Source organism: Brevibacillus massiliensis (assembly GCF_000311785.1).
Taxonomy (GTDB): Bacteria; Bacillota; Bacilli; order Brevibacillales; family Brevibacillaceae; genus Brevibacillus_C; species Brevibacillus_C massiliensis.
On sequence record NZ_HE978537.1, the window covers coordinates 101,196 to 123,366 of the forward strand.

General features: G+C 56.6%; 24 protein-coding genes. 5 read left to right on the plus strand and 19 right to left on the minus strand.

Annotated elements, in window-relative coordinates:
• Window position 1: 1 nt before the first annotated feature.
• The 4 genes from HGBM_RS07940 to sdaAB all read right to left on the minus strand — a co-directional run bounded on the left by HGBM_RS07940 (window position 2) and on the right by sdaAB (window position 4,430).
• Window positions 2-694: an MgtC/SapB family protein gene (locus tag HGBM_RS07940; RefSeq protein ID WP_019120561.1), complete on the minus strand. Its 693-nt coding sequence runs from the start codon at window positions 692-694 to the stop codon at window positions 2-4.
• Between the two features lie 94 nt (window positions 695-788).
• Window positions 789-2,846, minus strand: a complete 2,058-nt coding sequence (gene recG, locus HGBM_RS07945) for an ATP-dependent DNA helicase RecG (RefSeq protein WP_019120562.1) — start codon at window positions 2,844-2,846, stop codon at window positions 789-791.
• A gap of 1 nt (window position 2,847) precedes the next feature.
• Window positions 2,848-3,732 carry an L-serine ammonia-lyase, iron-sulfur-dependent, subunit alpha gene (gene sdaAA, locus HGBM_RS07950; protein WP_019120563.1) on the minus strand — a complete coding sequence of 295 codons (885 nt, stop codon included), beginning with the start codon at window positions 3,730-3,732 and terminating at the stop codon, window positions 2,848-2,850.
• 29 nt (window positions 3,733-3,761) lie between these two features.
• Window positions 3,762-4,430: an L-serine ammonia-lyase, iron-sulfur-dependent subunit beta gene (sdaAB, locus tag HGBM_RS07955; RefSeq protein ID WP_019120564.1), complete on the minus strand. Its 669-nt coding sequence runs from the start codon at window positions 4,428-4,430 to the stop codon at window positions 3,762-3,764.
• Between the two features lie 239 nt (window positions 4,431-4,669).
• Between sdaAB and HGBM_RS26970 the strand changes: the two genes are divergently transcribed.
• Window positions 4,670-5,170 (plus strand): peptidoglycan recognition protein family protein, encoded by a 501-nt coding sequence (locus tag HGBM_RS26970; RefSeq protein ID WP_019120565.1) that lies wholly within the window; start codon window positions 4,670-4,672, stop codon window positions 5,168-5,170.
• Between the two features lie 47 nt (window positions 5,171-5,217).
• Here HGBM_RS26970 and HGBM_RS07965 read toward each other — a convergent pair whose 3' ends face one another.
• The 3 genes from HGBM_RS07965 to HGBM_RS07975 are packed head-to-tail and all read right to left on the minus strand — an operon-like array spanning window position 5,218 to window position 8,185.
• A complete protein-coding gene (locus HGBM_RS07965) occupies window positions 5,218-6,075 on the minus strand; it encodes a DegV family protein (protein ID WP_019120566.1) in 858 nt (285 codons plus the stop codon).
• Window positions 6,076-6,097: 22 nt separating this feature from the next.
• The gene (locus HGBM_RS07970) at window positions 6,098-7,807 is read right to left on the minus strand and encodes a DAK2 domain-containing protein (RefSeq protein ID WP_019120567.1); all 1,710 of its coding nucleotides are present in this window, start codon (window positions 7,805-7,807) and stop codon (window positions 6,098-6,100) included.
• 12 nt (window positions 7,808-7,819) lie between these two features.
• Window positions 7,820-8,185 (minus strand): Asp23/Gls24 family envelope stress response protein, encoded by a 366-nt coding sequence (locus HGBM_RS07975; protein ID WP_019120568.1) that lies wholly within the window; start codon window positions 8,183-8,185, stop codon window positions 7,820-7,822.
• Window positions 8,186-8,449: 264 nt separating this feature from the next.
• On the opposite strand from HGBM_RS07975, the gene rpmB reads away from it, so the two are divergent.
• Window positions 8,450-8,638: a 50S ribosomal protein L28 gene (gene rpmB, locus HGBM_RS29425; protein WP_081590121.1), complete on the plus strand. Its 189-nt coding sequence runs from the start codon at window positions 8,450-8,452 to the stop codon at window positions 8,636-8,638.
• Between the two features lie 166 nt (window positions 8,639-8,804).
• On the opposite strand, the gene spoVM is transcribed toward rpmB, so the two are convergent.
• The 5 genes from spoVM to HGBM_RS31595 form a co-directional block, all read right to left on the minus strand.
• Entirely contained in the window at window positions 8,805-8,888 is an 84-nt protein-coding gene (gene spoVM, locus HGBM_RS26975) for a stage V sporulation protein SpoVM (RefSeq protein WP_035286689.1), read from the minus strand.
• 359 nt (window positions 8,889-9,247) lie between these two features.
• Window positions 9,248-9,961 (minus strand): thiamine diphosphokinase, encoded by a 714-nt coding sequence (locus tag HGBM_RS26980; protein WP_019120570.1) that lies wholly within the window; start codon window positions 9,959-9,961, stop codon window positions 9,248-9,250.
• 116 nt (window positions 9,962-10,077) lie between these two features.
• Window positions 10,078-10,800 carry an amino acid ABC transporter ATP-binding protein gene (locus tag HGBM_RS07995; RefSeq protein ID WP_019120571.1) on the minus strand — a complete coding sequence of 241 codons (723 nt, stop codon included), beginning with the start codon at window positions 10,798-10,800 and terminating at the stop codon, window positions 10,078-10,080.
• Window positions 10,793-11,446 (minus strand): amino acid ABC transporter permease, encoded by a 654-nt coding sequence (locus HGBM_RS31590; protein ID WP_019120572.1) that lies wholly within the window; start codon window positions 11,444-11,446, stop codon window positions 10,793-10,795. Before HGBM_RS31590 ends, HGBM_RS07995 begins: the two co-directional genes overlap by 8 nt.
• 27 nt (window positions 11,447-11,473) lie before the next feature.
• Window positions 11,474-12,289 carry a transporter substrate-binding domain-containing protein gene (locus tag HGBM_RS31595; RefSeq protein WP_019120573.1) on the minus strand — a complete coding sequence of 272 codons (816 nt, stop codon included), beginning with the start codon at window positions 12,287-12,289 and terminating at the stop codon, window positions 11,474-11,476.
• A gap of 187 nt (window positions 12,290-12,476) precedes the next feature.
• On the opposite strand from HGBM_RS31595, the gene HGBM_RS08010 reads away from it, so the two are divergent.
• Genes HGBM_RS08010 through HGBM_RS08020 form a run of 3 tightly spaced genes read left to right on the plus strand, consistent with a single transcriptional unit; the run spans window position 12,477 to window position 14,315 of the window.
• Window positions 12,477-12,863, plus strand: coding sequence for a GntR family transcriptional regulator (locus tag HGBM_RS08010; RefSeq protein ID WP_019120574.1), 387 nt, complete (start codon window positions 12,477-12,479; stop codon window positions 12,861-12,863).
• Complete coding sequence (locus HGBM_RS08015) at window positions 12,860-13,726, plus strand: ABC transporter ATP-binding protein (protein ID WP_019120575.1); 867 nt, start codon at window positions 12,860-12,862, stop codon at window positions 13,724-13,726. Before HGBM_RS08010 ends, HGBM_RS08015 begins: the two co-directional genes overlap by 4 nt.
• Window positions 13,719-14,315, plus strand: coding sequence for an ABC-2 transporter permease (locus HGBM_RS08020; protein ID WP_019120576.1), 597 nt, complete (start codon window positions 13,719-13,721; stop codon window positions 14,313-14,315). The genes HGBM_RS08015 and HGBM_RS08020 overlap by 8 nt, the downstream gene beginning before the upstream one ends.
• Window positions 14,316-14,470: 155 nt before the next feature.
• Here the strand turns inward: HGBM_RS08020 and rpe are convergent, their stop codons facing one another.
• From rpe to fmt, 7 genes are all read right to left on the minus strand, one after another.
• Complete coding sequence (gene rpe, locus HGBM_RS08025) at window positions 14,471-15,118, minus strand: ribulose-phosphate 3-epimerase (protein WP_019120577.1); 648 nt, start codon at window positions 15,116-15,118, stop codon at window positions 14,471-14,473.
• Complete coding sequence (gene rsgA / locus HGBM_RS08030; protein WP_019120578.1) at window positions 15,112-16,002, minus strand: ribosome small subunit-dependent GTPase A; 891 nt, start codon at window positions 16,000-16,002, stop codon at window positions 15,112-15,114. Before rsgA ends, rpe begins: the two co-directional genes overlap by 7 nt.
• A 26-nt stretch (window positions 16,003-16,028) precedes the next feature.
• Window positions 16,029-18,002, minus strand: a complete 1,974-nt coding sequence (pknB, locus tag HGBM_RS08035; RefSeq protein WP_019120579.1) for a Stk1 family PASTA domain-containing Ser/Thr kinase — start codon at window positions 18,000-18,002, stop codon at window positions 16,029-16,031.
• 5 nt (window positions 18,003-18,007) lie between these two features.
• Window positions 18,008-18,772 carry a Stp1/IreP family PP2C-type Ser/Thr phosphatase gene (locus HGBM_RS08040; protein WP_019120580.1) on the minus strand — a complete coding sequence of 255 codons (765 nt, stop codon included), beginning with the start codon at window positions 18,770-18,772 and terminating at the stop codon, window positions 18,008-18,010.
• A 4-nt stretch (window positions 18,773-18,776) separates the two neighbouring features.
• A complete protein-coding gene (gene rlmN / locus HGBM_RS08045; RefSeq protein ID WP_026074274.1) occupies window positions 18,777-19,841 on the minus strand; it encodes a dual-specificity RNA methyltransferase RlmN in 1,065 nt (354 codons plus the stop codon).
• 71 nt (window positions 19,842-19,912) lie between these two features.
• Window positions 19,913-21,280, minus strand: coding sequence for a 16S rRNA (cytosine(967)-C(5))-methyltransferase RsmB (gene rsmB / locus HGBM_RS08050; RefSeq protein ID WP_019120582.1), 1,368 nt, complete (start codon window positions 21,278-21,280; stop codon window positions 19,913-19,915).
• Between the two features lies 1 nt (window position 21,281).
• Window positions 21,282-22,169, minus strand: a complete 888-nt coding sequence (gene fmt, locus HGBM_RS26985) for a methionyl-tRNA formyltransferase (protein WP_081590122.1) — start codon at window positions 22,167-22,169, stop codon at window positions 21,282-21,284.
• Window positions 22,170-22,171: the final 2 nt, after the last annotated feature.

Consider the following 22,171-nt stretch of genomic DNA (forward strand, 5'->3'; position numbering starts at 1 on the left):
GCTAGTCAAGAGAGTGAACCTCGTGCACTCCTTCTATTTCTCCCAGCCTTCCGGCGAAATCAAGCAGCTTCTTCCTGGTCGGAAGGCGAACGCGCAGCCTGACCATGAGAAAGCTTTGCCCGTTCTCCTCCTTTGATTCGATCACAGAGACACTGCGGATCTCGGCCGCTTCCCCTTCGAGAGCGACGCTCAACCGGTGCAGGATGCCCGGCTGATCCCAGATTTTCATCTGCAGGGTCACATCCTGCAGCGGCGATGCGTACCGCTCTTCCACCCCGCGCAGCAGCACGACACTGACAAAGACGATCCCGGTGGTGACCACTGCTGGGAGGTAGAAGCCAGCCCCGACGCTGAGACCGATTCCGGCAACCACCCACAAGGTGGCAGCCGTCGTCAGACCGGAGACGACCAGATTGGAACGGCGCAAGATCGCCCCCGCTCCGAGGAAGCCGATGCCGCTTACCACCTGGGCGGCGAGCCGGGCGGGATCGTACTGGGCGTCCGGGTTATTGTAGTCGCCAAAACCGTAGATGGAGGTGAGCATGACCAAAGCCGAGCCTACCGAGACGAGCAGATGCGTTTTGAACCCGGCTTGCTTGTTGCGCCGCTCCCGTTCCCAGCCGACAAAACCGCCAAGCAGTGCCGCTACACACAATCTGGTGACAATCGTCAGGGCGTCGATGCCAAAATCCATACCTCTCTCCCCGTTCGCTCCCGTCATCCCTTCCTGATTGTATGTTTCTCCCACAGCCAGTGCTTTCATTCACATGGCGGGCACGCATTTTTCGTCAATCCAGTACTTTTCCTTCCAAGATGCCCTCGCGTTGCAGATAATCGTGCAGCGGGGCGTAAAGCTGATCCTGCCAAAACCGCTCGTCTCCGATCAGCGCAGCCGCTTCCTGCCTCGCCACCTCCAGAGCCCTGTAGTCACTTAGCAAATCAGCAACTTTGAATTCCGGCAGACCGCTCTGCTTGGTCCCGAAGAAATCCCCCGGTCCGCGCAGTTCCAAGTCGCGCTGGGAGAGGACGAAGCCGTCATTCGTCTCACACATGACCCGCATGCGCTCCTTGCCCACCTCTGTCTTGGGATCGGCGATCAGCACACAGTACGATTGATCGGCGCCGCGCCCCACCCTGCCGCGCAGCTGGTGAAGCTGGGCCAGTCCAAACCGCTCGGCGTCGTAGATGACCATGAACGTGGCATTGGGCACATTGACGCCAACCTCGACAACGGTCGTGGAGACGAGTACGTTCACGTCACCGCGGGCAAACGCCTGCATCACCTCGTCCTTTTCCTTGGCGGGCAGCCGCCCGTGCATGAGGCCGACACTGTACTCGGGAAAGTAGACGGCAAGCTGATGATGCACGTCAATCGCATTCTGCACATCCAGCTTCTCCGACTCCTCGATCAACGGACAGATGACGTATGCCTGCCGACCCTTCGCCAATTCACTGCGCATCCGCTCCAAAACCTGATGGAACTGCCCGTGTTTGGCCCAGACGGTGTCGACGGGTTTGCGTCCGGCAGGCATCTCATCGATCGTCGAAACGTCCATGTCGCCAAGGGCGGTAATCGCCAGCGTGCGCGGAATCGGCGTAGCTGTCATGAACAGCACGTCGGGCGACAGGCCTTTGCTGCGGAGGATGCGCCGCTGCTCCACGCCGAAGCGATGCTGCTCGTCTGTAATCACGAGGCCCAACCGGCGGAAGCAGACGTCTTCCTGGATCAGGGCGTGTGTGCCGACGACGACGTCAACCAAGCCGAGCTGCAGGGCGGAGATGATCTCCCGCCGCCTTTTCGCCGTCAGCGAACCGGAGAGCAGCGCGACCTGCAGGCCGTACGGCTCCAGCATCGCTTGCAGTGACTGCAGATGCTGCTCGGCGAGGATTTCCGTCGGGACCATCAGCGCCCCCTGAAAGCCCGCCTTGACTGTAGCAAACAGAGCGATCGCCGCCACGACGGTTTTACCGGAACCGACATCCCCCTGCAGCAGCCGGTTCATCGCGAAGCCGGCCTGCATGTCATCGAGAACCTCCTTGACCACCCGCTTCTGCGCCCCGGTGAGCGGAAATGGCAGAGAACGAATAAACCGGCGCACCTCTTCAAGCGGTATCTCCTGTTTGATTCCCTCTGTTTGCTGCTTGGCGATCTGCCGGTGAGCCTGCACCTTCAATTGAAACAGGAACAATTCTTCAAACATGATCCGCCGGCGGGCCTGCTTGCCCTCCGCCAGATCGCGCGGAAAGTGGATCGCCTGAATCGCCGCGCGCCGCGGCATCAAGCGGTAGCGCTCGACCAGCGGCTGCGGCAGAATCTCGCCGATCTGGTCGCCGTACTGGCGCAGACCGTTTTGAATCGTCCGGCGCAAAAAGGAGAGGGAGACGTCGCCGCCAAGCGGATAGACGGGAACGAGGTCGCTTCGCCTCTGCGCCCGCGGCGAATCAACCCCGGTCATTTCACTTACCGTGATTTGCAGCTTGTGCTTGTCCCACTTGCCTGTGACGATGATTTCTTTTCCCGGCGACAACTGATTTTTGACATAAGTCTGGTTGAACCAGACGGCTGTGACGACGACGCGGTTGATGACCATACGGACAGAAATGCGGGATTTGCGCTTGCCGTAAAAACGAACGGAGGGTTCACCGTAGATCGTGCCAGCCAGTGTAACCCTCTCGCCGTCTTGTACCTCCGTCAAGTCGCGTATCCGGTAATCTTCATAGCGGGACGGAAAATACTCCAGTAAATCCTGTACGGTTGCAATTCGCAGCGACGCCAGATCTTTTGCCCGTTCCTCCCCTACCCCGGCCACGGCAGTTACGGGCAATGCCAATGATGCTTGTGCCATCTTACCGGTTGATCGGGACGCCAAAGATTTTGGCCTCCAGCTGGCGCCCCGTCTGCGTCGCCGCCAATCCGCCCTGCGCCGTCTCCTTCAGCGTATTTGGCATCGTGCAGCCGATCCGGTACATCGCCAGGATGACTTCATCCGTCGGGATCACGCTCTTGATCCCGGCAAGCGCCATGTCGGCCGCGACTGTCGCGATCGCGGCTCCCATCGCATTCCGCTTTACACAGGGCACCTCTACAAGTCCGGCTACGGGGTCACACACTAGACCAAGCATGTTTTTCAAGGCGATGGCCACCGCCTGTGACGACTGTTCGGGGGTACCGCCGGCCATCTCGACGATTGCTGCTGCCGCCATCGCCGTAGCCGAGCCTACCTCCGCCTGGCAGCCGCCGGCAGCTCCTGAGATAAAGGCGTTGTTGGCAATGCAAAAGCCGATCGCTCCCGCCGCAAACAGGTAATGGACCATCTCTTCGCGCGTCGGCTTCAGCTTCTCTGAAACGGCGAACAGCGTCCCCGGCACGATCCCGCAGGCTCCGGCAGTCGGAGTGGCGACAATCGTCCCCATCGCGGCGTTTACTTCATTGACCGCGATCGACATGCTCACGGCGTTAAGCAGCGTCGGGCCGGATAAAAACGGTTTTTCCTTCATGTAATTCTGCAGTTTCTTGGCATCTCCCCCGGTAAGGCCGCTGTGGGAGCGTATATCCTCGGTCAACCCCCGCTGGACGGCACTTTCCATCACGTCCAGGTTGGCGTACATCTGCTGCATGATTTCCTCGCGGGAGCGCTCCGAGACCTTCATCTCCGCTTCAATCATCACTTCCGAGATCTTTTTCCCCTCTGATTCGGCTAACTCGACAAGTTCAGCCACGTTGCGAAACATGTTGTCCGCTCCTTCCGCTTGCTATTTCATCATTGCTCCGGTGACAGCACCGATACCCCGAGTATATGGGGGATCTGCTGAACGTCACGAACGAGGTCTGCTGTGATCGGCATATCCACCTCGATCACCATCAGCGCTTTGGCACCGCGTTCCCCGCGCGACACCTCCATGTGTCCGATATTTGTCTCGTACTTCGCCAGCACCTGTGCCACGCTGGCGATCATCCCGTAGCGGTCCTCGTGCAGCACCAGCAGCGTCGGTTCATTGCCGGAGAGCTTCAACGGGAAGCCGTCGACCTCGATGATCTCGATTTTTCCGCCACCGATCGAAACGCCAACGATCTCCGCACTGCCATTTTCGTCGCTCAGCCGGATCCGCGATGTATTCGGGTGGTCGGTCGGTTCCTCGGACGTGAGGAGAGTGACATCGATTCCTACGTCCTTGGCAATGCGCAGCGAATCTTTCAGACGTGTATCAAATGTATCAAAATGAAGGATCCCGGCAACCGTAGCGACATCGGAGCCATGTCCTTTATACGTTTTGGCAAACGAACCGTAAAACGTAATCTCGGCCCGTTTCGGCTGCCGGCCAAACAGCATCCGGGCTACCCGTCCGATCCGGGCGGCACCCGCGGTATGCGAACTGGACGGCCCAACCATCACCGGTCCAATAATGTCAAATACACTTTTGTATTTCAACCAGTATCTCCTCCCAGCCGAAAAGCGGCACTTGATGAGAGCACAAGGAATCTGTTCGGATCTTTCTTTTATTGTAACCTACCAAAAAGCGAAGCGCTATACGGGCAAATGTATCCTTCCAGATTGCGTTTGGCGGGAGAAGCGCATCCTAAGCGGTAAAAGCAATGGCGGGTGCTGCAATTTGGACAATCCCCAACAAGCCTCGCTCGCCGCAATAAGGAAGGAGACGTGCAAAAATCATGAACATCATTACAGACTTTATTCCCGCAAATCAACCGAATCGACCCGGAACCAAACTGATCGGGCCCCGGTTCATCACCATGCACGACACTGATAATCCAAGTCCGGGCGCCAACGCCTTGGGACACGCCAGCTATTTGAAGAGCAGTGAAGCCGCAGAGCGCTTTGTTTCGTGGCATTTCACCGTCGATGACACAAACATCGTCCAGCATCTGCCGCTCGACGAAGCAGGCTGGCACGCGGGCGATGAAGACGGCCCCGGGAACAGTTCAAGCATCGGGATCGAGATCTGCGAAAATACCGATGGGGATCGCAGCAAAGCAGAAAAACGGGCTGCCGAGCTGGTCGCCAGGCTGCTGGAGCAATTCGGGCTCGGCATTGACGCTGTTGTACAGCACAACCATTGGAGCGGCAAGAACTGTCCGCACATCTTGCGGGAACGATCGGGCGGGTGGGATGAGTTTATTGACGCGGTCAGGCACTGCAGGCAGGAGGCGTAAAAAACGCGCCCCCGCCAAGGCGGGAGCGCCTGCTTCTGTTATGTACGTCACACCTTTACCACGGCACAGCCGAGCACCCCGGGGCCGGTATGGGTGCCGATTACGGGACCGACTTCGGCCTGAAAGGCTTCGACCACGTTCATCTCCGTTTGGACCCGCTCCCGCAATGCATCCGCCTCTTCTGGCGACTGGGCGTGGATAATCGCCGTTTTGACGGGAGAGGTCCCCGCGTACTCCTTCAGCCGTTCGATCATCCGGCTCACAGCTTTCTTGGAGCCGCGCACTTTCTCATACGGGCTGACAACTCCGCGTTCATCCAGGTACAAGATCGGCTTGATGTTGAGCAGAGAACCCAGGAACGCAGACGCTTTGCCGATTCGTCCGCCCTTTTGCAGGTATTCAAGCGTATCGATGAGGAAGTAGACCTGAATGGCTTCAATATAGCGGTTGATCAGGTCGAGCACCTGCTGTTTCGACTGTCCCGCCCGAGCTGCCCGAGCCGCCTCGACCACGATTAGTCCGTAGACAAACGAAGCTTTTTTGGAGTCAATCACCGTGATATCCGCTGCTTCTTCCAGCATGGTTTTGGCAATCACCGCAGACTGATGGGTGCCGGACAGCGCAGCCGAAAGGGTCAGTACGATGATTTGGACATCTCGCCCGTGCCCCGCGATGATCTCCTTATACTTGGCGGCAAACTCCATCGGCGAGGGCTGCGACGTCGTCGGCAGCACCGGTGACTGCGCGAGCTTTTCGTAAAATTGATCCGCCCGCAGGGTGACGCCGTCCAGATACGTTTCTTCGCCAAAGCTCACCTTCAAGGGAACGACTTCGATTCCCAGCGTCTGCTGCAGGGACTGGTTAATGTCGGATGCGCTGTCTGTTACAATGACAATGGGCGGCATACGGAACCCTCCTTCCTGCTTTCTACTCCACTGCAATCATAAACGGATACAGGGGTTGTCCGCCATAGGATACCTCTGCTTCTGCATCCGGAGCGATGTGAGTGAGCCACTCCTGCAGCGCTTCTGCCTGCTCTTTCGTCGAGCCTTCTCCGTAAAGGAGCGTGACGACCCCCGCCTCTTCATCTACGAGCTTCTGCAAGAGTGACTTCGCACACGACAAGAGATCAGCTTCTGCCACCGCGATCTCGCCGTCGGCAATCCCGATAAAGTCGCCTTCCTTGATGGAAACTTCCCCCAGCTTCGTCTCCCTGATCGCATGCGTGACGAGTCCGGTCTTTACCTGCCCAATCGCCCGCAGCATATTCTCCGTATTGGTCTCTTCGTCTGCCCCGCTGTTGAATGCGACGGCTGCGGCCATCCCTTGCGGCACGCTTTTCGTCGGAATGACTGTAACAGGCACCTCGGCGAGCTCCGCCGCCTGCTTTGCCGCCATCACAATGTTCCCGTTGTTGGGCAAAATATACACCTTTTCGGCAGCAACCTGGTCAATCGCCTTCAACAGATCTTCCGTACTCGGATTCATCGTCTGTCCGCCATCGACGACGACCTGCACCCCCAGCCCGTGAAACAGCTCGCTGATGCCGCTTCCGGCTGCTACGGCAATCAGGCCGTAGGGGGTTTTTTGCCGTTTGCTGACGGACTGCTTATCTGCGGCTCCCGGCTGCCCGGTTGGCATTCCTGCGGTTTCCTTGACGATGTTGGCATGCTGCTCCCGCATGTTTTCGATCTTGAGCCGGTGAAGGCTGCCAAATTGTTGGGCGTACTGCAGCACTTCGCCCGGATGTTCAGCGTGGATATGTACTTTCACCAATTCGTCGTCCGCCACCACCAGCAGCGAATCTCCCATCGCTGCCAGATGGCTGCGAAAGGCCGGCTCGATAAACGGCTTCTTGCCCGCTTCGGTGCTCTGTTTCAGCCGAACCATGAATTCCGTACAGTAGCCGTATGTAATATCTTCAGTCTTCATGTGGATTTGCGCATGGTGCTGCTCGGCAACCAACTGCTCCATGTCGGCGACAGCAGCTTCCGGCTGCGCCTTGTCTGCTGACGCTGTCGCCCCCTGCAAAGCGCGCAAAAATCCCTCGTAAATGAAAACCAATCCCTGCCCGCCGGAGTCCACTACCCCGACCTCTCTCAGAACGGGCAGCAGTTCGGGAGTGCGGCCCAGGCTCTTCTGTGCCTCGCTGTACACGCCCTCCATCACCGCGGCAATGTCATCTGTCGTGCGCGCCTTTCGCACCGCGGCCTCAGCCGCTTCGCGGGCCACTGTCAGGATTGTGCCCTCCACTGGCTTCATCACAGCTTGGTAGGCGGTTTCAACGCCTGTTTTTAAAGCTTCCGCGAACTGCCGGGCATTGATCTCAGCTTTTCCTGCAACGGCCTTGTGAAAACCGCGAAAAAGCTGGGACAGAATGACTCCGGAATTGCCTCTTGCCCCCATCAGCAAGCCCCTTGCCAAAGTTGCTGCGGCGTCGTCGATGCGCTCCGAAGGCTTCCGGGTCAACTCCTCGACACCGGAAGCAAACGTCAAGTTCATATTGGTTCCCGTGTCGCCGTCCGGTACCGGAAAGACGTTCAAGGCATTGACGGTCTTGACGTTTTTCAACAAGTTGTTGGCACCCAGCAAGGCCATTTGCAAAAACAGGTCGCCACTTAGAAGCTTGTATACCACTCGGTTTCCTCCTTACGTTTCCCGTTCTGTCCGGACTCCCTGCACATAGATGTTAATGGCGGAAACGTCGATGCCTACCGTCTGCTCCAACGTATATCGAACGCGGCGCTGCACATTGCCCGCCACTTCGGAAATCTTCGTGCCGTAACTGACGATGATATGCATGTCCAACACGACTTGACCGTTTTCATTTCGAACAACGACACCCTTGCTCAGGTTGTCCAGCCTCAGCATCTCGGCGATGCCATCCTTGAACGCTTTGCGTGATGCCATTCCGACCAGACCGAATACTTCCATCGCGGCGCCGCCGGAAATCCGCGCGATCACTTCTTCTGTTACGTCGATCTTTCCGAGAGGTGTATTCATTTCCACTGGCATGCAAGACCCTCCTTTGATATGAAACCTGGCTCCGCCAAGCCTGGCGCAGGCGATGGACAAAGCTGCACTCATTTTTTACCTTTTCCCAATTCTACTACATCAATAAGCGTAAATGAAGTTTTTTGCACCTGAATGTCATGCCTTCAAAGAGAAAATCCTGTCAAGTATTGCAATTGACAGGATGGTATGCTACTATATCCAAGTGTTTATACAGTTCTGCAGAAGCTTTTCATGTGTTACACGCTGTGAGGGAGGTGGAAATTCATGGCACGTAGATGTTTTGTTACTGGTAAATCTGCAAAAGCTGGCAACGCACGCTCCCACTCGATGCGTGCAACTCGCCGCTCTTGGGGTGTCAACGTACAAAAAGTGCGCATCCTGGTAAACGGCAAACCGAAACGCGTTTATGTCAGCACGAGAGCGCTGAAATCCGGTCTTGTGACCCGCGTATAATTTCCCTCTGCCATGCGAAAAAAGCACCTGTCGGGTGCTTTTTTGTATTTTCCTGGCATGACCGCGATTTATTAGTCCAGAAGGGTATCTCCGTCTTGTCCCACACAGGCAAGGGGGCAAGCCTTTCCGTGCATCCCCGGCACATGAAAAGGCTGTTGTGTTCACCTTACTTTTTCCTGTTGAATGCCTCGATTACGGCGCGTATCATGCCACCTAGAAACTTTGGCAACTTGATGGTATAGAAACGCATTTCGACCCCTCCTTATCGGATTACTTGTGATGAAAGAGAAACCACCCGACGGCCATTAGTCCCGTTCCTAGAATGGCATACCACACCCACAGAGGCGCGGAGCTCAACAGAATGGTCAACCCCCCGACAGCCAAACAGACGCCAACAATACGTTTAACGGCCATTCCCTGCCGTACCCGAATAGAGCGAAATCCCATTTGTATGTCGCACCCCCCAGGCATAATCCGAAACATGTATACTACATCTTATTCCTGAGGGGGCCAAACATGTGCCAAACACGGTCGGTAATCAAAAAAATCAGGTGGGTCATGATCCTACCTGATAAGTATATGCGCAAAAATGTCAATTGTGCTGTCAGACTAGCCTACCGATCCCTCGTTTTTTTCCCGCTCCTCGTCCTGCCGGCCGTTCGGGTCGCGTGTTGACATGACCAGCAGGGCGCCGCTTTCGATCTGGATCCTGCCTGCTTCCCCTGTCAACTGATTGCTTACGCCAAGCGTTGAGCCCAGCTCCAGCGTCGCGTCATGCAGCGGGTAGGCGAAGCCGTCCAGTGTAATCCCGGTCACCAGCGGGCTAAGCGGCAGCAGGGAGACGTACTGATAGTGATCCCTGGCCAGCCGGCAGCGGCGAAAGCGCTCAGACAGCAAGGCAATCCGGTTGTATCTGCTCTCGATCTGCATCCAGACACCTGCCTGATGGGCCTGCCATAAGAGCTGCACGTTCGCCAGCGAGTGGTCCATCCGCCCGCCCAGCGCGCCGTACATGTAGATCACCTTGGGCTGATACGACAGCGCAGCCTGCAGTCCGATGTCGCTGTCAGTCGCGTCCTTCCTCTCCGGAAAGCGGCGGATCTCCACGCCGGAGCGGACCAGTTTGGCCAAACCCGCTTCGCCGATCGTGTCAAAGTCGCCGACTGCCAGCGTCGGCACCACTCCCGCTTCCAGCAGGCCCAGCGCACCGGCGTCTACGCCGATCAGGATGTCGCCCGGCTCTGCATTCGGCAGTACATCCAACGTCCCTCCGGCGCATATGTGCACCCGTCCAGAGCCGCTTTTCTCTTGTTTCTGCTTCATATCTCTGTACCCTCTCTTCTTTGGCGCTCCTTCTTTATTGTAGAGCCCCCAGCTCCCGGTTGCAAAAGAAAAACCGCGGCATAGGCTGCAAGAGCGCCGCGGCTTCTTCTTATGTTTTATAGCATTTTTTCCAAAAACTGTTTTGCCCGCTCGCTCTGCGGTCGGCTGAAAAACTGTTCCGGAGGTGCTTCCTCTATCAGGCGCCCCCCGTCGAGAAACAGGATGCGATCCGCCACTTCGCGGGCAAAGCCCATCTCGTGGGTGACGATCGCCATTGTCATTCCCGTGTGGGCCAATCCCTTCATCACTTCCAGCACCTCTTTGACCATCTCCGGATCAAGCGCCGAGGTCGGCTCGTCAAACAACATGATTTCCGGCTCCATCGCCAGCGAACGGGCGATCGCCACCCGCTGTTTCTGGCCGCCGGACAGCTTGGACGGATACACATCCGCCTTGTCGGAGAGGCCGACCCTGCCAAGCAGCTCCCGCGCTTTTTGCCGGGCGGTTTCTTTTGCCAGCTTCTTCACTTTTACCGGTGCGTATGTCAGATTCTCCAGCACAGTCATATGGGGAAACAGGTGAAAGTGCTGAAACACCATCCCGATCTTTTGACGGACAAGCGTCACATCCGCCTTTTTCGCGGTGATATCGGTACCGTCGATGAGGATTTTCCCCTTGGTCGGAACCTCCAGCAGGTTCATACAGCGAAGCAAGGTTGATTTGCCCGAGCCGGATGGACCGATGATCGCCACGACATCCCCTTTTTTGACTTCGGTTGAGATGTCGCGCAGGACCTCCTGCTTCCCGAACGATTTCGACAAACTCTCTACTTTAATCACTTCGTCTCAGCCTCCTCTCCAAAGACCGCGCCGCCAAAGTCAGCAGCATGACCATGATGTAGTAGAGCAGGGCCGCGAAGATCAGCGGTTCAAAGTACAGGAAGGTGTTGGCCCCGACGATGGTGGCGCGGCGCAGAATGTCCAGCGCGCCGATCGTCGAGACCAGTGCGGAGTCCTTCAGCAGCGCAATGCTCTCGTTGACCATCGCCGGCAGAATGTTTTTAAACGCCTGCGGAAAGATGATGTCGAGCATCATCTGCCGGTACGGGACGCCGAGGGCGATCGCCGCTTCCCGCTGCCCTTTGTCTACGGCGAGAATCCCGGCGCGAATCGTCTCCGAGATATACGCTGCGGAGTTCAACCCCAGCGTGATGACGCCCGCCTGCAGCGCCGTGATATCGTACTGGGTCAACTGCGGCGTGGCGAAGTACACCAATGAGATCATCAGGATCAGCGGCGTCCCACGGAAAATCGAGGTATAGAAAACGGCGAACCACTTGAGCAGCGCGATGCTGGAGATTTTGAACAGCGACAGCACCGCTCCCCACAAAAAACCAAAAATCGCGGCCAGGACGGTATATTCCAGCGTCGTGTAGATCCCCTCGGCAATATATCGGAAGTCTATCTGTGAAAAATCAAGATGCATCCCCTGCTACACCCCAAATCTGGCTGCTTATTGGTCGAACCACTTCATGATTAGCTTGTCCAGTTCGCCGCTGTCTTGCAGCTTTTTGATCGCCTGGTTGAACTTGTCCACGTTTGCGGAGCCCTTTGGAAAGGCGACAGCCGAGCCGTTGGAACCATCCTGTTCAATCAGACTCATCTCCAAATCAGGATTGGTCTTCATGTAGCCCTTGGCTACCACGTCTTCGATAATCGCGGCGTCGATCCGGCCCGATTTCAATTCCTGCACGATCTCACCCAGTTTATTGAGCGACACGACCTCTACACCCTTGTTGGATTCGGCGATCTCTTTGGCTGCCGTCTCTTGAATCGAGCCGAGCTGTACTCCTACCTTCTTGCCAGCCAGATCTTCCGGCTTGGCCAGCCCGCTCCCTTTTTTCGCGACAATCGAATTCTTCGCCTCGAAGTAGACATCGGAGAAGTCAGCGTTTTTCTTGCGCTCGTCGTCGGGAGACATCCCTGCCATGACAAAGTCAACGCGGCCAGACTGCAGGGCCGGTAGCAGCCCGTTGAAGTCCATATCCTTTATTTCCAGGTCAAATCCGACTTCGTCCGCAATGTATTTGGCAATGTCGATGTCAAATCCGACGATTTCATCCTTGCCGCTTGAGGTGTCATGGTACTCAAACGGCTTGTAATCCGCCGATGTGCCCATGATCAGCTTTGGCTTGGCATTTTCTTGCGATGCTGTCTTGTTATCTGTGCTGCCTGCTCCCGCATTTCCGCCGGTTCCGCATCCGGCGAGAACGCCAAGAGCAAGTACGGAGGAAATAGCAAGTGCAACAAATCTGTTCCGTTTAGTCATGTTTGGATAACCCCTTATACCAAATTGTTTAGTAAAGCTAGACTGAATTAATATACCACTAATAGAATTTGTATTCAATAATATTTTATCGGAAAAAAATGTCTGATAGATTCTTGACTCTTCTTCTTAAGTGTGTATATTATATATGTACACTATAAACAAAATATACACATTGGTCGGTGATAGGATGAACATTCTCATATCGAATGCCTCTGCAGACCCGATCTACCTGCAGATCAAAAACCAAATCAAAGCGAGTATTCTCAATGGAGAATTGACTCCCGGCCAAAGCCTGCCCTCCATCCGCCAGCTGGCCAAGGATTTGCAGATCAGCGTGATTACCACCAAGCGGGCCTATGAAGAGTTGGAAAAGGAAGGTTTGATCGACTCGGTGGTCGGCAAAGGCTCATTCGTTTCCGGCGCCAATCAAGCGTTTATCCGCGAACAGCGGCTGCGGCAGTGGGAAGAAAAGCTGATCGAAGTCACCCAGGAGAGCAAGGCACTGGGAATCAGCCTGGCGGAGTTGATCGCCCACCTGCGCATGCTCTATCAAGAGGAGGAGGAGAATCGATGAACGTGATTGAAATTCGCAACCTGCACAAACAATACGGCTCATTCTCCCTGCAGGACGTCTCCTTCGGCGTCAAACAGGGATTTATCACCGGCCTGATCGGCCCGAACGGTTCGGGAAAAAGCACGTTGATCAAGATGATCATGAACATCGTCGTCCCGGACAGCGGAGAGATTGCCGTCTTCGGCCAAAAAATGCCCGATTGCGAAAAAGAAATCAAGCAGCGGATCGCCTTCGTCCCGGACGAAAGCTACTACTATGAAGACTTGACCATCGCCGAGATGAAGCGGATTATCGCGCCATTCTACAAGCGCTGGAGCGAAGACGTGTTCCAAGGATACCTGGAGCAGTTCGAGCTTCCCGCAAACAAGAAAATAAAGGACTTGTCCAAGGGGATGAAAATGAAGTTTTCACTCGCCCTGGCCTTGTCCCATGAGACTGACCTGCTGATCATGGATGAACCTACCGCCGGCCTTGACCCAGTGTTCCGCAGAGAACTGCTGGATATCCTCGCCGGTCTCATCCTGGACGAACAGAAGTCCATCCTGTTCTCGACGCACATTACGACGGATCTGGATCGGATCGCCGATTACATCACATTCCTCAATCGCGGACAGATCGTCTTTAGCGAAGCGAAGGACAACGTATTGGAGCGATACGTCCTGGTGAAGGGCAACAAGGAACTGCTTGACCGGGATACCAGCCAGCTGTTTGTCGGCATTCGCGAGACAGGGGTAGGGTTTGAAGGGCTGGCTGCCAATCGGTCGGAGGCAGCCAGCCAGTTCGGAGCGCATGCGGTATTGGAAACACCGTCATTGGAGGACATCATGTTTTTTACGGTAAAAGGAGGAGGCATTCGTGCTTAACTTGATCATAAAAGACTTGCTCGTGATGAGAAAATCCTTGCTTTTTCTCTTGATGTACATTATTATTCTCCCCCTTTCGTTCATCCACCTGTCCGGGGGGTTTCTGCCGGTCGGCCTGTTTCCGGTTGCCGTCATGCTGATGAACAGCACCAGCAATGACCTGAAAAACAAAAACCACGTTTTGCTAAGCAGCCTGCCGATTCGCCGCAAACACATCGTCGCGGCCAAATACCTGGGCGCGCTCTTCTACAGCCTGGTGGGAGTGGTGATCGCGTTTGTGACCAGCATGGTCACCCGACTCGCCATGCCGCAGACGGAGGTCGCCTGGATGTCTGTGGGGCAAGCCGTGATGCTGCTCAGTCTGGCATTGATTTTCTCTTCCTTGTACCTGCCAATTTTTTACTGGCTGAGCGATCAAGGCATGCAAACGGTAAATATCGTCATGACAATCATTTTGTTCATCACTCTTTCCATTTCGTTCCAGATTCCCGTATACACCGGAAGTGTGCTGCTGCTGTTGGCAGCGATTCTCCTGTTCCTCCTGTCATACTTTACAGCAGTGCGGATCTTTTCCCGGAAAGATTTTTAGGCCTTTCATTGCATAAAGCACCTTCGGGGCTCCCCGAAGGTGCTTCGCATCCAGCTATTCGACAATCGCTTCCGCTTCGATTTCGACCGACAAGCGCACCTAGATTATAGTGGACGATCAAAAAAGTACAGGCCCATATGACCTGTACTTCTTTTTTAGCCGCGGATGGCAGCGATCGCCTGCGCGCGGTCCGGTTTGTTAAATACGGCTGAGCCGGCAACCAATACGGTTGCGCCGGCAGATTCACAGAGGCGGGCTGTGTCCGCGTTGACGCCGCCGTCAATCTCAATCTCTACGTGGGACAGGCCCCGTTCGTCGAGCATTTGCCTCAGCGCTGACACCTTGGGCAGGACGCTGTGAATAAAGCTCTGCCCCCCGAAGCCGGGGTTGACCGTCATCAGCAGAACCAGGTCCACATCTGCCAGCACGGATTCGACTGTCACCAGCGGCGTAGCCGGGTTCAGCACGACCCCTGCTTTGACTCCCTGTTCCTTGATGGCGTATATCGTGCGGTGAAGGTGGCGGCATGCCTCCTGGTGCACACTGATCAGATCGGCGCCGCTTTTGGCAAAGGCGGAGATGTACCGATCCGGCTCTTCGATCATCAGATGAACATCGAGCGGAAGCTTGGTGACAGGACGCGCCGCTTCCACAATCAACGGCCCGATTGTAATATTGGGCACAAAGTGGCCGTCCATCACATCGATGTGAATCCAGTCCGCGCCGCCGCGCTCCACGTCTTGAATCTCAGCCCCCAAGCGGGCGAAATCGGCGGAGAGGATAGATGGGGCAATTTTTACCATGGTTTGTTCCTCCGTTGGTACTCTTTTAGCTCTTCAGCAAACTGCCTGTAGTGTTCATACCGCTCTGCGTCGATCAACTCGTTCTCGACGGCGGCCTGGACGGCGCAGCCCGGCTCGCGCAGGTGGAGACAACCGCGAAACTTGCATTCGTCCGCATAGCCGTCAAACTCGCGAAACGCCTGTGCCAGCTCCAGTTCCGTCATATCGACGAAATCCAGCGAACTGAATCCAGGAGTATCGGCCACATAACTTCCCTTTTCGAGGGGAATCAGTTCGACGTGGCGGGTCGTATGCCGTCCCCGTCCAAGCTTGTGGCTCACCTGTCCCGTCCGCAGACGGGCATGGGGGAAAAGGGCATTGATCAGCGATGATTTTCCTACACCGGATTGACCGGCGAAGACGGCGATGTGGGATGCCAGCGCCTGGCGAATCTCTTCCAGCCCCCGCCTGTCCTGCGTGGAGGTGGGAATGACGCGATAGCCAATCTGCCGATACTTTTGACAGATCTCGTCCAGCTCTGCCTGGTCCGCCAAGTCGGCCTTGGACAGAGCGATCACCGCTTCAATCCCGGCCGTCTCGGTATGCACCAGAAACTTGTCCAGCAGCGCCGAGGAAAAGGAAGGGGTCCGCATGGAAAAGACCAATACGGCAACGTCGACGTTGGCGACCGGCGGGCGAACCAGCTCGGTGGTCCGCTCGCCCACCTCCATCACATACCCTTCCGCCTCGCTCACCGTGTCGTAAACAACCCAATCGCCAACCAGCGGCGTGACTCTGGCATCTTTTTTCTTGAACAGCCCTCTCGCCCGGCACTGGATGACCCGCTCGCCGTTATCGACGTAGTAAAAACCGCTCAACGCTTTCACGATGCGTCCTTCTGGCATTATTTCCCTCCCTTTTGTGATTGTTCCTAGAAATTTTGGTAATCGACGTTATACGACTGATACTCAGTTCCGTTTTTGTAGACGACGATCTTGCCGTTTTTATTCGGCGCCAGCACCAGGGGAACGTTAAAGCCGGTGCTTTCGTAAATGGTCTGGTTCCATGCCACCTGATTGTCGCCGCGGGCGTCGCTGACCACAATCTTGATCTCGGCTGTTTCGCCGAAATTGAGGTCGATATAGATCTGGTAGTCTCCCGTTTTGGCATCGGCTGGGTACTCGCCGTTGCTCACAATCAGCGTAACCTTCGAACCCTGAGGCACTTCGTCGCCGGCGTTGTACGGGAACGTGCCGATTACCTTGCCTTTTGGCTCGAAAGACGGCTGGTATTTCACTTCATCCGCTTTGGCCAATTTTGCCTTGAGCAGATCGATCTCCGCCAATTCGACAGTCTTGCCGATAACACCTGGCATCGTGGTCATCGGCACCCCTTTGCTGACGACTACTTTTACTTCCGCCCTGGACGGAATGACGGAGACGCCTTCGCCCGGGGATTGGTCGATGACCTGTCCGACAGGTGCCTGGCTGTCCTCGCGCTCGGTAAATTTCACATTGTCGAGGTTAAAGCCCTTCTGCTTCAGCAAGCTCTCCGCCTGGTCCCGGTCCAGCCCGACCAGTTTATCCATCGGCACCTCGGCCGGTCCTTTGCTGACGTACAGGGTTACCGTTGAGTTTTCCTTCACCCGCATCGGCGGCGAAGGGTCCTGGCGAAAGACGGTGCCTTGTTCTGCTTCGTTGTTCTCCTCCACCAGATTTGGCACCAGATGCTTCGCCTCCAAAGTCTTCCGGGCCTGCTCCAGCGTCATCCCTTCCACAGGCGGCACGTCAGTCTCCGGTACTTCCAAAATACCGTTTAGAATGTTAATGCCAACGAGAACCAATACCACAAACAAAACTGCCGCGCCCGCCCAGACCGCCGAGCGGATCAGCCACTTCTTCCTGTTGGCAGGACTTCGCGGCGGATCTTCCTCCTCGTCCTCTTCCTCGGCAGCGGCCGCAGCCCGCGCCCGCTGGGGGAAGTGGCGTTCCTGCTTTACCTGTTCCAGCATTTCCGGCGTGATGGCCGGCAATACCCGGGTCTCTTCGTCATCAGTGGGAACCGCCACTTTGGGCTCGTTCAAGCGCTCCGGCGAAAGGCACGTCTCCAGGTCGTGCAGCATCTCTTCCGCAGAAGCGTACCGCATAAACGGATCTTTCATCAGGGCGCGCAAAATCACGTTTTCCACACTCTGCGGAATCTCCGGATTGATCTCGCGCGGCTCCGGCAGGGGTTCCTGCAAATGCTTCAACGCAACGGAAATGGGCGAATCTCCAGAAAACGGAAGCTGACCCGTCACCATTTCATACAAGACGATTCCGAGCGAATAGATGTCCGACTTTTCCGCCGTGACGCCGCCGCGGGCCTGTTCCGGCGAAAAGTAGTGAACAGAGCCAAGCACAGCCCCCGTATGGGTGATCGTTGCCGAGGTTACAGCTCGGGCAATCCCGAAATCTGTCACCTTTACCTGACCGTTTTTGCCTATCAAAATATTGTGTGGTTTAATATCACGATGAATAATATGATTCTGGTGAGCGTGGTCCAGCGCGTCACAGATTTTGCTGGCGATGCGCACCGCCTCTTTGACCGGCAGGGCACCGTGTGCGTTGATGACCTCTTTCAGCGTAGAGCCTTCGATATACTCCATGACCATGTAGTGCGTGTCATCTTCCTGCCCGACGTCATAGACGCCTACTACATTGGGGTGGGACAGGCTGGCGACGGCTTGGGCTTCCCGGCGGAAGCGCTGGACGAAGTCTTCGTCGACGGAAAATTGAGGGCGAAGCACTTTTACCGCTACCGGTCTGTTCAGCACGAGATCTTTGGCTTTGTAGACGACGGCCATGCCTCCGCCGCCGACCCGGCGCTCCAACTGGTATCGTCCTCCCAACTGACGATTCTCCATCTGCCTCACCCCTCTTCCTGCCCTGCGTCAATCGCTGAAGCGGTATTGCTCACGGCGATTAACGTAATATTGTCTTCGCCGCCGGCGTCCAATGCGTATTGGACGAGCCCGTCCACCTTTTCCTGCAGGGGTATCGGCTTTTGCATCCAGGTTTCCATCACCGCAGGCGGAACCTTGTTGGTCAAGCCGTCTGAGCAGAGCAGGACGATGTCTCCATCAGACCAGACGAAATCGCCCAAGTCGATCCGGACGTTTCTTTCCGTGCCCAACGCCCGCATCAGCACATTCCGTCGGGGATGGAAAGAAGCCTCCTGCACCGTGATCTGGCCGCTTTTCAACAGCTCTTGCACCAGCGAATGGTCTTCCGTCTGCTGTCTCAGTCCGCCTTCGCTGTACAAGTACAGCCGGCTGTCCCCGATATGGGCCGTCACCCCGCCTTCCTGGTTGATCAGGGCAACCACGACGGTGGTTCCCATCCCGCTGCACTCGGGATGGGACTCGGCATAAGAGTACACCGCTTCATTGGCGGACATGACGGCATTCATCAGTACTTCCCTCTCGTCTACAGGGGTGAGGTCCCGGTCTACGAGACGCAGTTCCTGCAAAATGCGCTCGACTGCCATCCGGCTCGCCACGTCACCTGCCTGGTGTCCGCCCATGCCATCGGCGACGATCGCCAGTACCCGCCCTGTTTCGTCGGCCGTACAGGCAAAATAGTCTTCATTTACTTGGCGCACACACCCAACATGCGACTTCATGGCAATTTCCATATCCTCACCCCACTGTTTCCTTGGCGTGCTGGGCTCGAAGCTGCCCGCAGGCAGCGGCAATGTCGCTGCCGTGTTCACGCCTGATCGTCACATTGATCCCTTTGTTTTCCAAAATCCGTTTAAAGGCAAAAATTTCCTTTTTTGGCGTGCGCACGTAATCCCGCTCGGGAACGTAATTGACCGGAATCAGGTTGACGTGGCAGAGCATGTCTCCGACCAGCGCAGCCAGCTCCTCCGCATGCTCGGGCTGGTCGTTTTGTCCGCCGAACAGTCCGTACTCAAAAGAGATGCGCCGCCCCGTCCGCTTGATGTAGTAACGGCAGGCCTCCAGCAGCTTCTCCAAGGGAAAGCCGCGGTTGATCGGCATCAGCTTGGAACGCAGTTCTGTGTTGGGGGCATGCAGCGAAATCGCCAGATTCACCTGGCCGCCCACCTCTGCAAACTCGTAAATCTTCGGCACGATGCCGCTGGTGGAAACGGTGATGTGGCGCTGCCCGATATTGAGTCCGTGGTTGTCATTGATGATCCGCAGGAAGCGGATCAGCGCGTCGAAGTTCTCAAACGGCTCGCCGATCCCCATGACGACCACATGACTCGCCCGCTTTCCTTCCGCGTCAAGGGAGCGCTGAGCCATCAGCACCTGTGCGACGATCTCGCCGGCTTCCAGATTGCGCTTCAACCCGCCGAGCGTGGAAGCGCAGAAGGTGCAGCCGATCCGGCAGCCAACCTGCGTGGTCACGCAGATGCTGTTTCCGTAGTTGTGCCGCATGATGACGGTTTCGATGGCATGCCCGTCCCGCAGTTGAAACAAAAACTTGACGGTCCCATCCTGGGATTCCTGCCGGGTAATCTCCGTCATCGCGTTCATGCGAAAGTGCTCGGCCAGCTTTTCGCGGAGCGGTTTTGACAGGTTGCTCATATCCGCAAAAGCCTGGACCCGCTTGACGTACAGCCAGTCAAAAATTTGCTGGGCGCGAAACGCCTTTTCCCCCTGCCCGGTCAGCCATTCCTTCAATTCATCCATCGTCAGACTGTAAATCAAGGGTTGTAGTCTCCCTGTTGCCTCCATTGTGCTTCACCCTTTATCGTAATGTATAACTCACAGCGTCGGCCGCGATCCCCTGTCAAGCTGTCCAACTCTCATACCCTCGGATTTCGTTTCAATCGGGAAATAAAGAAACCGTCACTGTGGAACTGATGAGGCAAAAGTTGAACATACCCTCTGCTCGCATCTGTCGTTTGGCGTACCACATCAGGCAAGTCATCCGCCAGGGATGCATCCAGGCTGAACTCGGGGTGTTCGGCGACAAACCGCTCGACGATCCGCTGATTTTCTTCCGGCTCGATCGTACAGGTGCTGTAGACCATCAGCCCGCCCGGAGCGAGCAATTTGCTCACTTCCGTAAGCAGTCGGTACTGCACCCGGGCGATCGCTTCGACGTCCTCAGGGCGCTTGTTCCACTTTACATCCGGTTTGCGCCGGATGACGCCAAAACCCGTACATGGCGCATCCAGGAGAATCCGGTCAAACTGGCCCAGCCCCTGACTCGGCAAATCGGCGGCGTCGCTGATCCGCGTTCGGACGATCGAGATGCCCAGCCGTTCGGCAGCCTGCTCGATCAACTGGCGCTTGTGGGGATGGACGTCGCAGGCGACCAGTTCCCCTTGATTTTCCATCCGCTCGGCGATGTGGGTCGTCTTCCCGCCGGGCGCCGCGCAAGCATCCAGCACGCGCATGCCGGGGGCGGTAGCCAGTGCCGGCGCGACGAGCATGGAGCTTTCGTCCTGAATCGTGTAAAAGCCTTCGCGAAACCAACGGGTGGCTGCCGGATTGCCTTGTCCCAAAATGATCCCGTCCGGGGTGAGCGGAGATTTTTCCGCTGCGGGAAATTCTTCTGCAAGCTGCTGCAACAGTTCATCCCGGCTGATCTTCAGGCGATTGACCCGGATCGTCGTGCGAGGCGGCAGATTGTTGGCCTCGCAGATCTGCCGCGTTGCCTCCTCGCCGTATTGCCTGAGCCAGCGCTCAACCAGCCACTCAGGATGGGACAGGGCAAAGGCGATCTTTGCTGCAGTCGTCGCCTCCGCCGGTTCCGCCCAGACGTCGGGCTGCCGCAGCACGTTTCGCAGCACGCCGTTGACCAGCGAAGCGATCCCCCGATGGCCCCGGCTCTTGGCAATCTCTACGGCTTCATGCACCACCGCGCGGTCGGGTATCCGGTCCAAAAAGCGAATTTGGTACAAACTCATCCGCAGGAGATTGGCCACCCAGGGCTGCAGCTTTTTCAAGCCGCCGCGCACGAAGCGGGCGATGACCGCATCGAGCGTACCCTGCCGCAGGATCGTGCCGTAGACCAATTCCGTCACCAGAGCCGCGTCCGGAGCGGACAACGCGCCCTTCTCGAGCGCGCTCTTCACCTGCAGGTTGCTGTAGGAGCCAAGCTCATCCACTTTTGTCAATACGTCAAGGGCGATCTCTCTCGCCCCCGGCTGTTTTTTTCTGTTCACATCAGTCTTCTCCTAACCTGACACCGACTGGAATCGACGAACCTGCTCCGCGCAGGAAATCATGCGCGCTCATCCGCTTTTTTCCTTCCGGTTGAAGCTCTGTCAGTTTCACGCTGCCTTGGCCGCAGGCGATGACCAGCCCGTCCGACTCGCGGGCGATAACCGTTCCCGGCTCAGCCAGCACGCCCGTTGTTTCTACTTTTTCCACCCACCAAACTTTCCAAACTTTTCCTTCCAATGTCGTAAATGCAACCGGCCACGGATTCAGCCCGCGCACGAGATTGTAGACCGCTTCCGCGGACTTGCGCCAGTCGATCTGCTCGTCAGCCCGCTTCAAAGTTGGAGCGAACGTCGCTTCCACATGGTTCTGCGGTTCTGCGGCGATGCTGCCCGCCTCCAGTTTGGGCAGCGTGCTGACCAGTAGTCCTGCCCCCGCTGCCGCCAATTTGTCGTGAAGCGAACCGACCGTATCCCGCTCTTCGATCGGTACCGTCACCTTCGCGATCATGTCGCCCGCGTCGAGCGCCTCGACCATGTACATAATCGTCACGCCGGTCTCGGTCTCCCCGGAGATGATGGCTTTGTGGATCGGCGCACCGCCGCGGTATTTGGGCAATAGCGAGGCATGCACATTAATGCAGCCCAAGCGCGGGCTGTCGAGCAAGGCCTTGGGCAGGATTTGGCCGTAGGCTGCCGTCACGATCAAATCCGGCTGAAGGGCCAGGACTGTTTCCAGCGCTTCCGGTGCCTTTATCTTTTCCGGCTGAAAGATTGCCAATCCGTGCCGCTGCGCCGCCACCTTCACCGGCGGCGGCGTCATGACCTGTTTGCGGCCAACCGGCCGGTCAGGCTGCGTCACGACGCCGATCACGTCATAACCCGCTTGAATCA

Coding starts and splice junctions, on each gene's coding strand:
- sdaAA (WP_019120563.1), bottom strand. CDS start 3,732: ATGTTTCGCAACGTGGCTGAACTTGTCGAGTTAGCCGAATCAGAGGGG.
- HGBM_RS07940 (WP_019120561.1), bottom strand. CDS start 694: ATGGATTTTGGCATCGACGCCCTGACGATTGTCACCAGATTGTGTGTA.
- HGBM_RS07975 (WP_019120568.1), bottom strand. CDS start 8,185: ATGCCAGTGGAAATGAATACACCTCTCGGAAAGATCGACGTAACAGAA.
- HGBM_RS07965 (WP_019120566.1), bottom strand. CDS start 6,075: ATGCCGCCCATTGTCATTGTAACAGACAGCGCATCCGACATTAACCAG.
- HGBM_RS31590 (WP_019120572.1), bottom strand. CDS start 11,446: ATGCATCTTGATTTTTCACAGATAGACTTCCGATATATTGCCGAGGGG.
- pknB (WP_019120579.1), bottom strand. CDS start 18,002: ATGGAGAATCGTCAGTTGGGAGGACGATACCAGTTGGAGCGCCGGGTC.
- spoVM (WP_035286689.1), bottom strand. CDS start 8,888: ATGCGTTTCTATACCATCAAGTTGCCAAAGTTTCTAGGTGGCATGATA.
- rpmB (WP_081590121.1), top strand. CDS start 8,450: ATGGCACGTAGATGTTTTGTTACTGGTAAATCTGCAAAAGCTGGCAAC.
- HGBM_RS08015 (WP_019120575.1), top strand. CDS start 12,860: ATGAACGTGATTGAAATTCGCAACCTGCACAAACAATACGGCTCATTC.
- rlmN (WP_026074274.1), bottom strand. CDS start 19,841: ATGGAGGCAACAGGGAGACTACAACCCTTGATTTACAGTCTGACGATG.
- rsgA (WP_019120578.1), bottom strand. CDS start 16,002: ATGCCAGAAGGACGCATCGTGAAAGCGTTGAGCGGTTTTTACTACGTC.
- HGBM_RS08010 (WP_019120574.1), top strand. CDS start 12,477: ATGAACATTCTCATATCGAATGCCTCTGCAGACCCGATCTACCTGCAG.
- HGBM_RS26980 (WP_019120570.1), bottom strand. CDS start 9,961: ATGAAGCAGAAACAAGAGAAAAGCGGCTCTGGACGGGTGCACATATGC.
- rpe (WP_019120577.1), bottom strand. CDS start 15,118: ATGGTAAAAATTGCCCCATCTATCCTCTCCGCCGATTTCGCCCGCTTG.
- HGBM_RS08040 (WP_019120580.1), bottom strand. CDS start 18,772: ATGGAAATTGCCATGAAGTCGCATGTTGGGTGTGTGCGCCAAGTAAAT.
- HGBM_RS26970 (WP_019120565.1), top strand. CDS start 4,670: ATGAACATCATTACAGACTTTATTCCCGCAAATCAACCGAATCGACCC.
- HGBM_RS31595 (WP_019120573.1), bottom strand. CDS start 12,289: ATGACTAAACGGAACAGATTTGTTGCACTTGCTATTTCCTCCGTACTT.
- recG (WP_019120562.1), bottom strand. CDS start 2,846: ATGGCACAAGCATCATTGGCATTGCCCGTAACTGCCGTGGCCGGGGTA.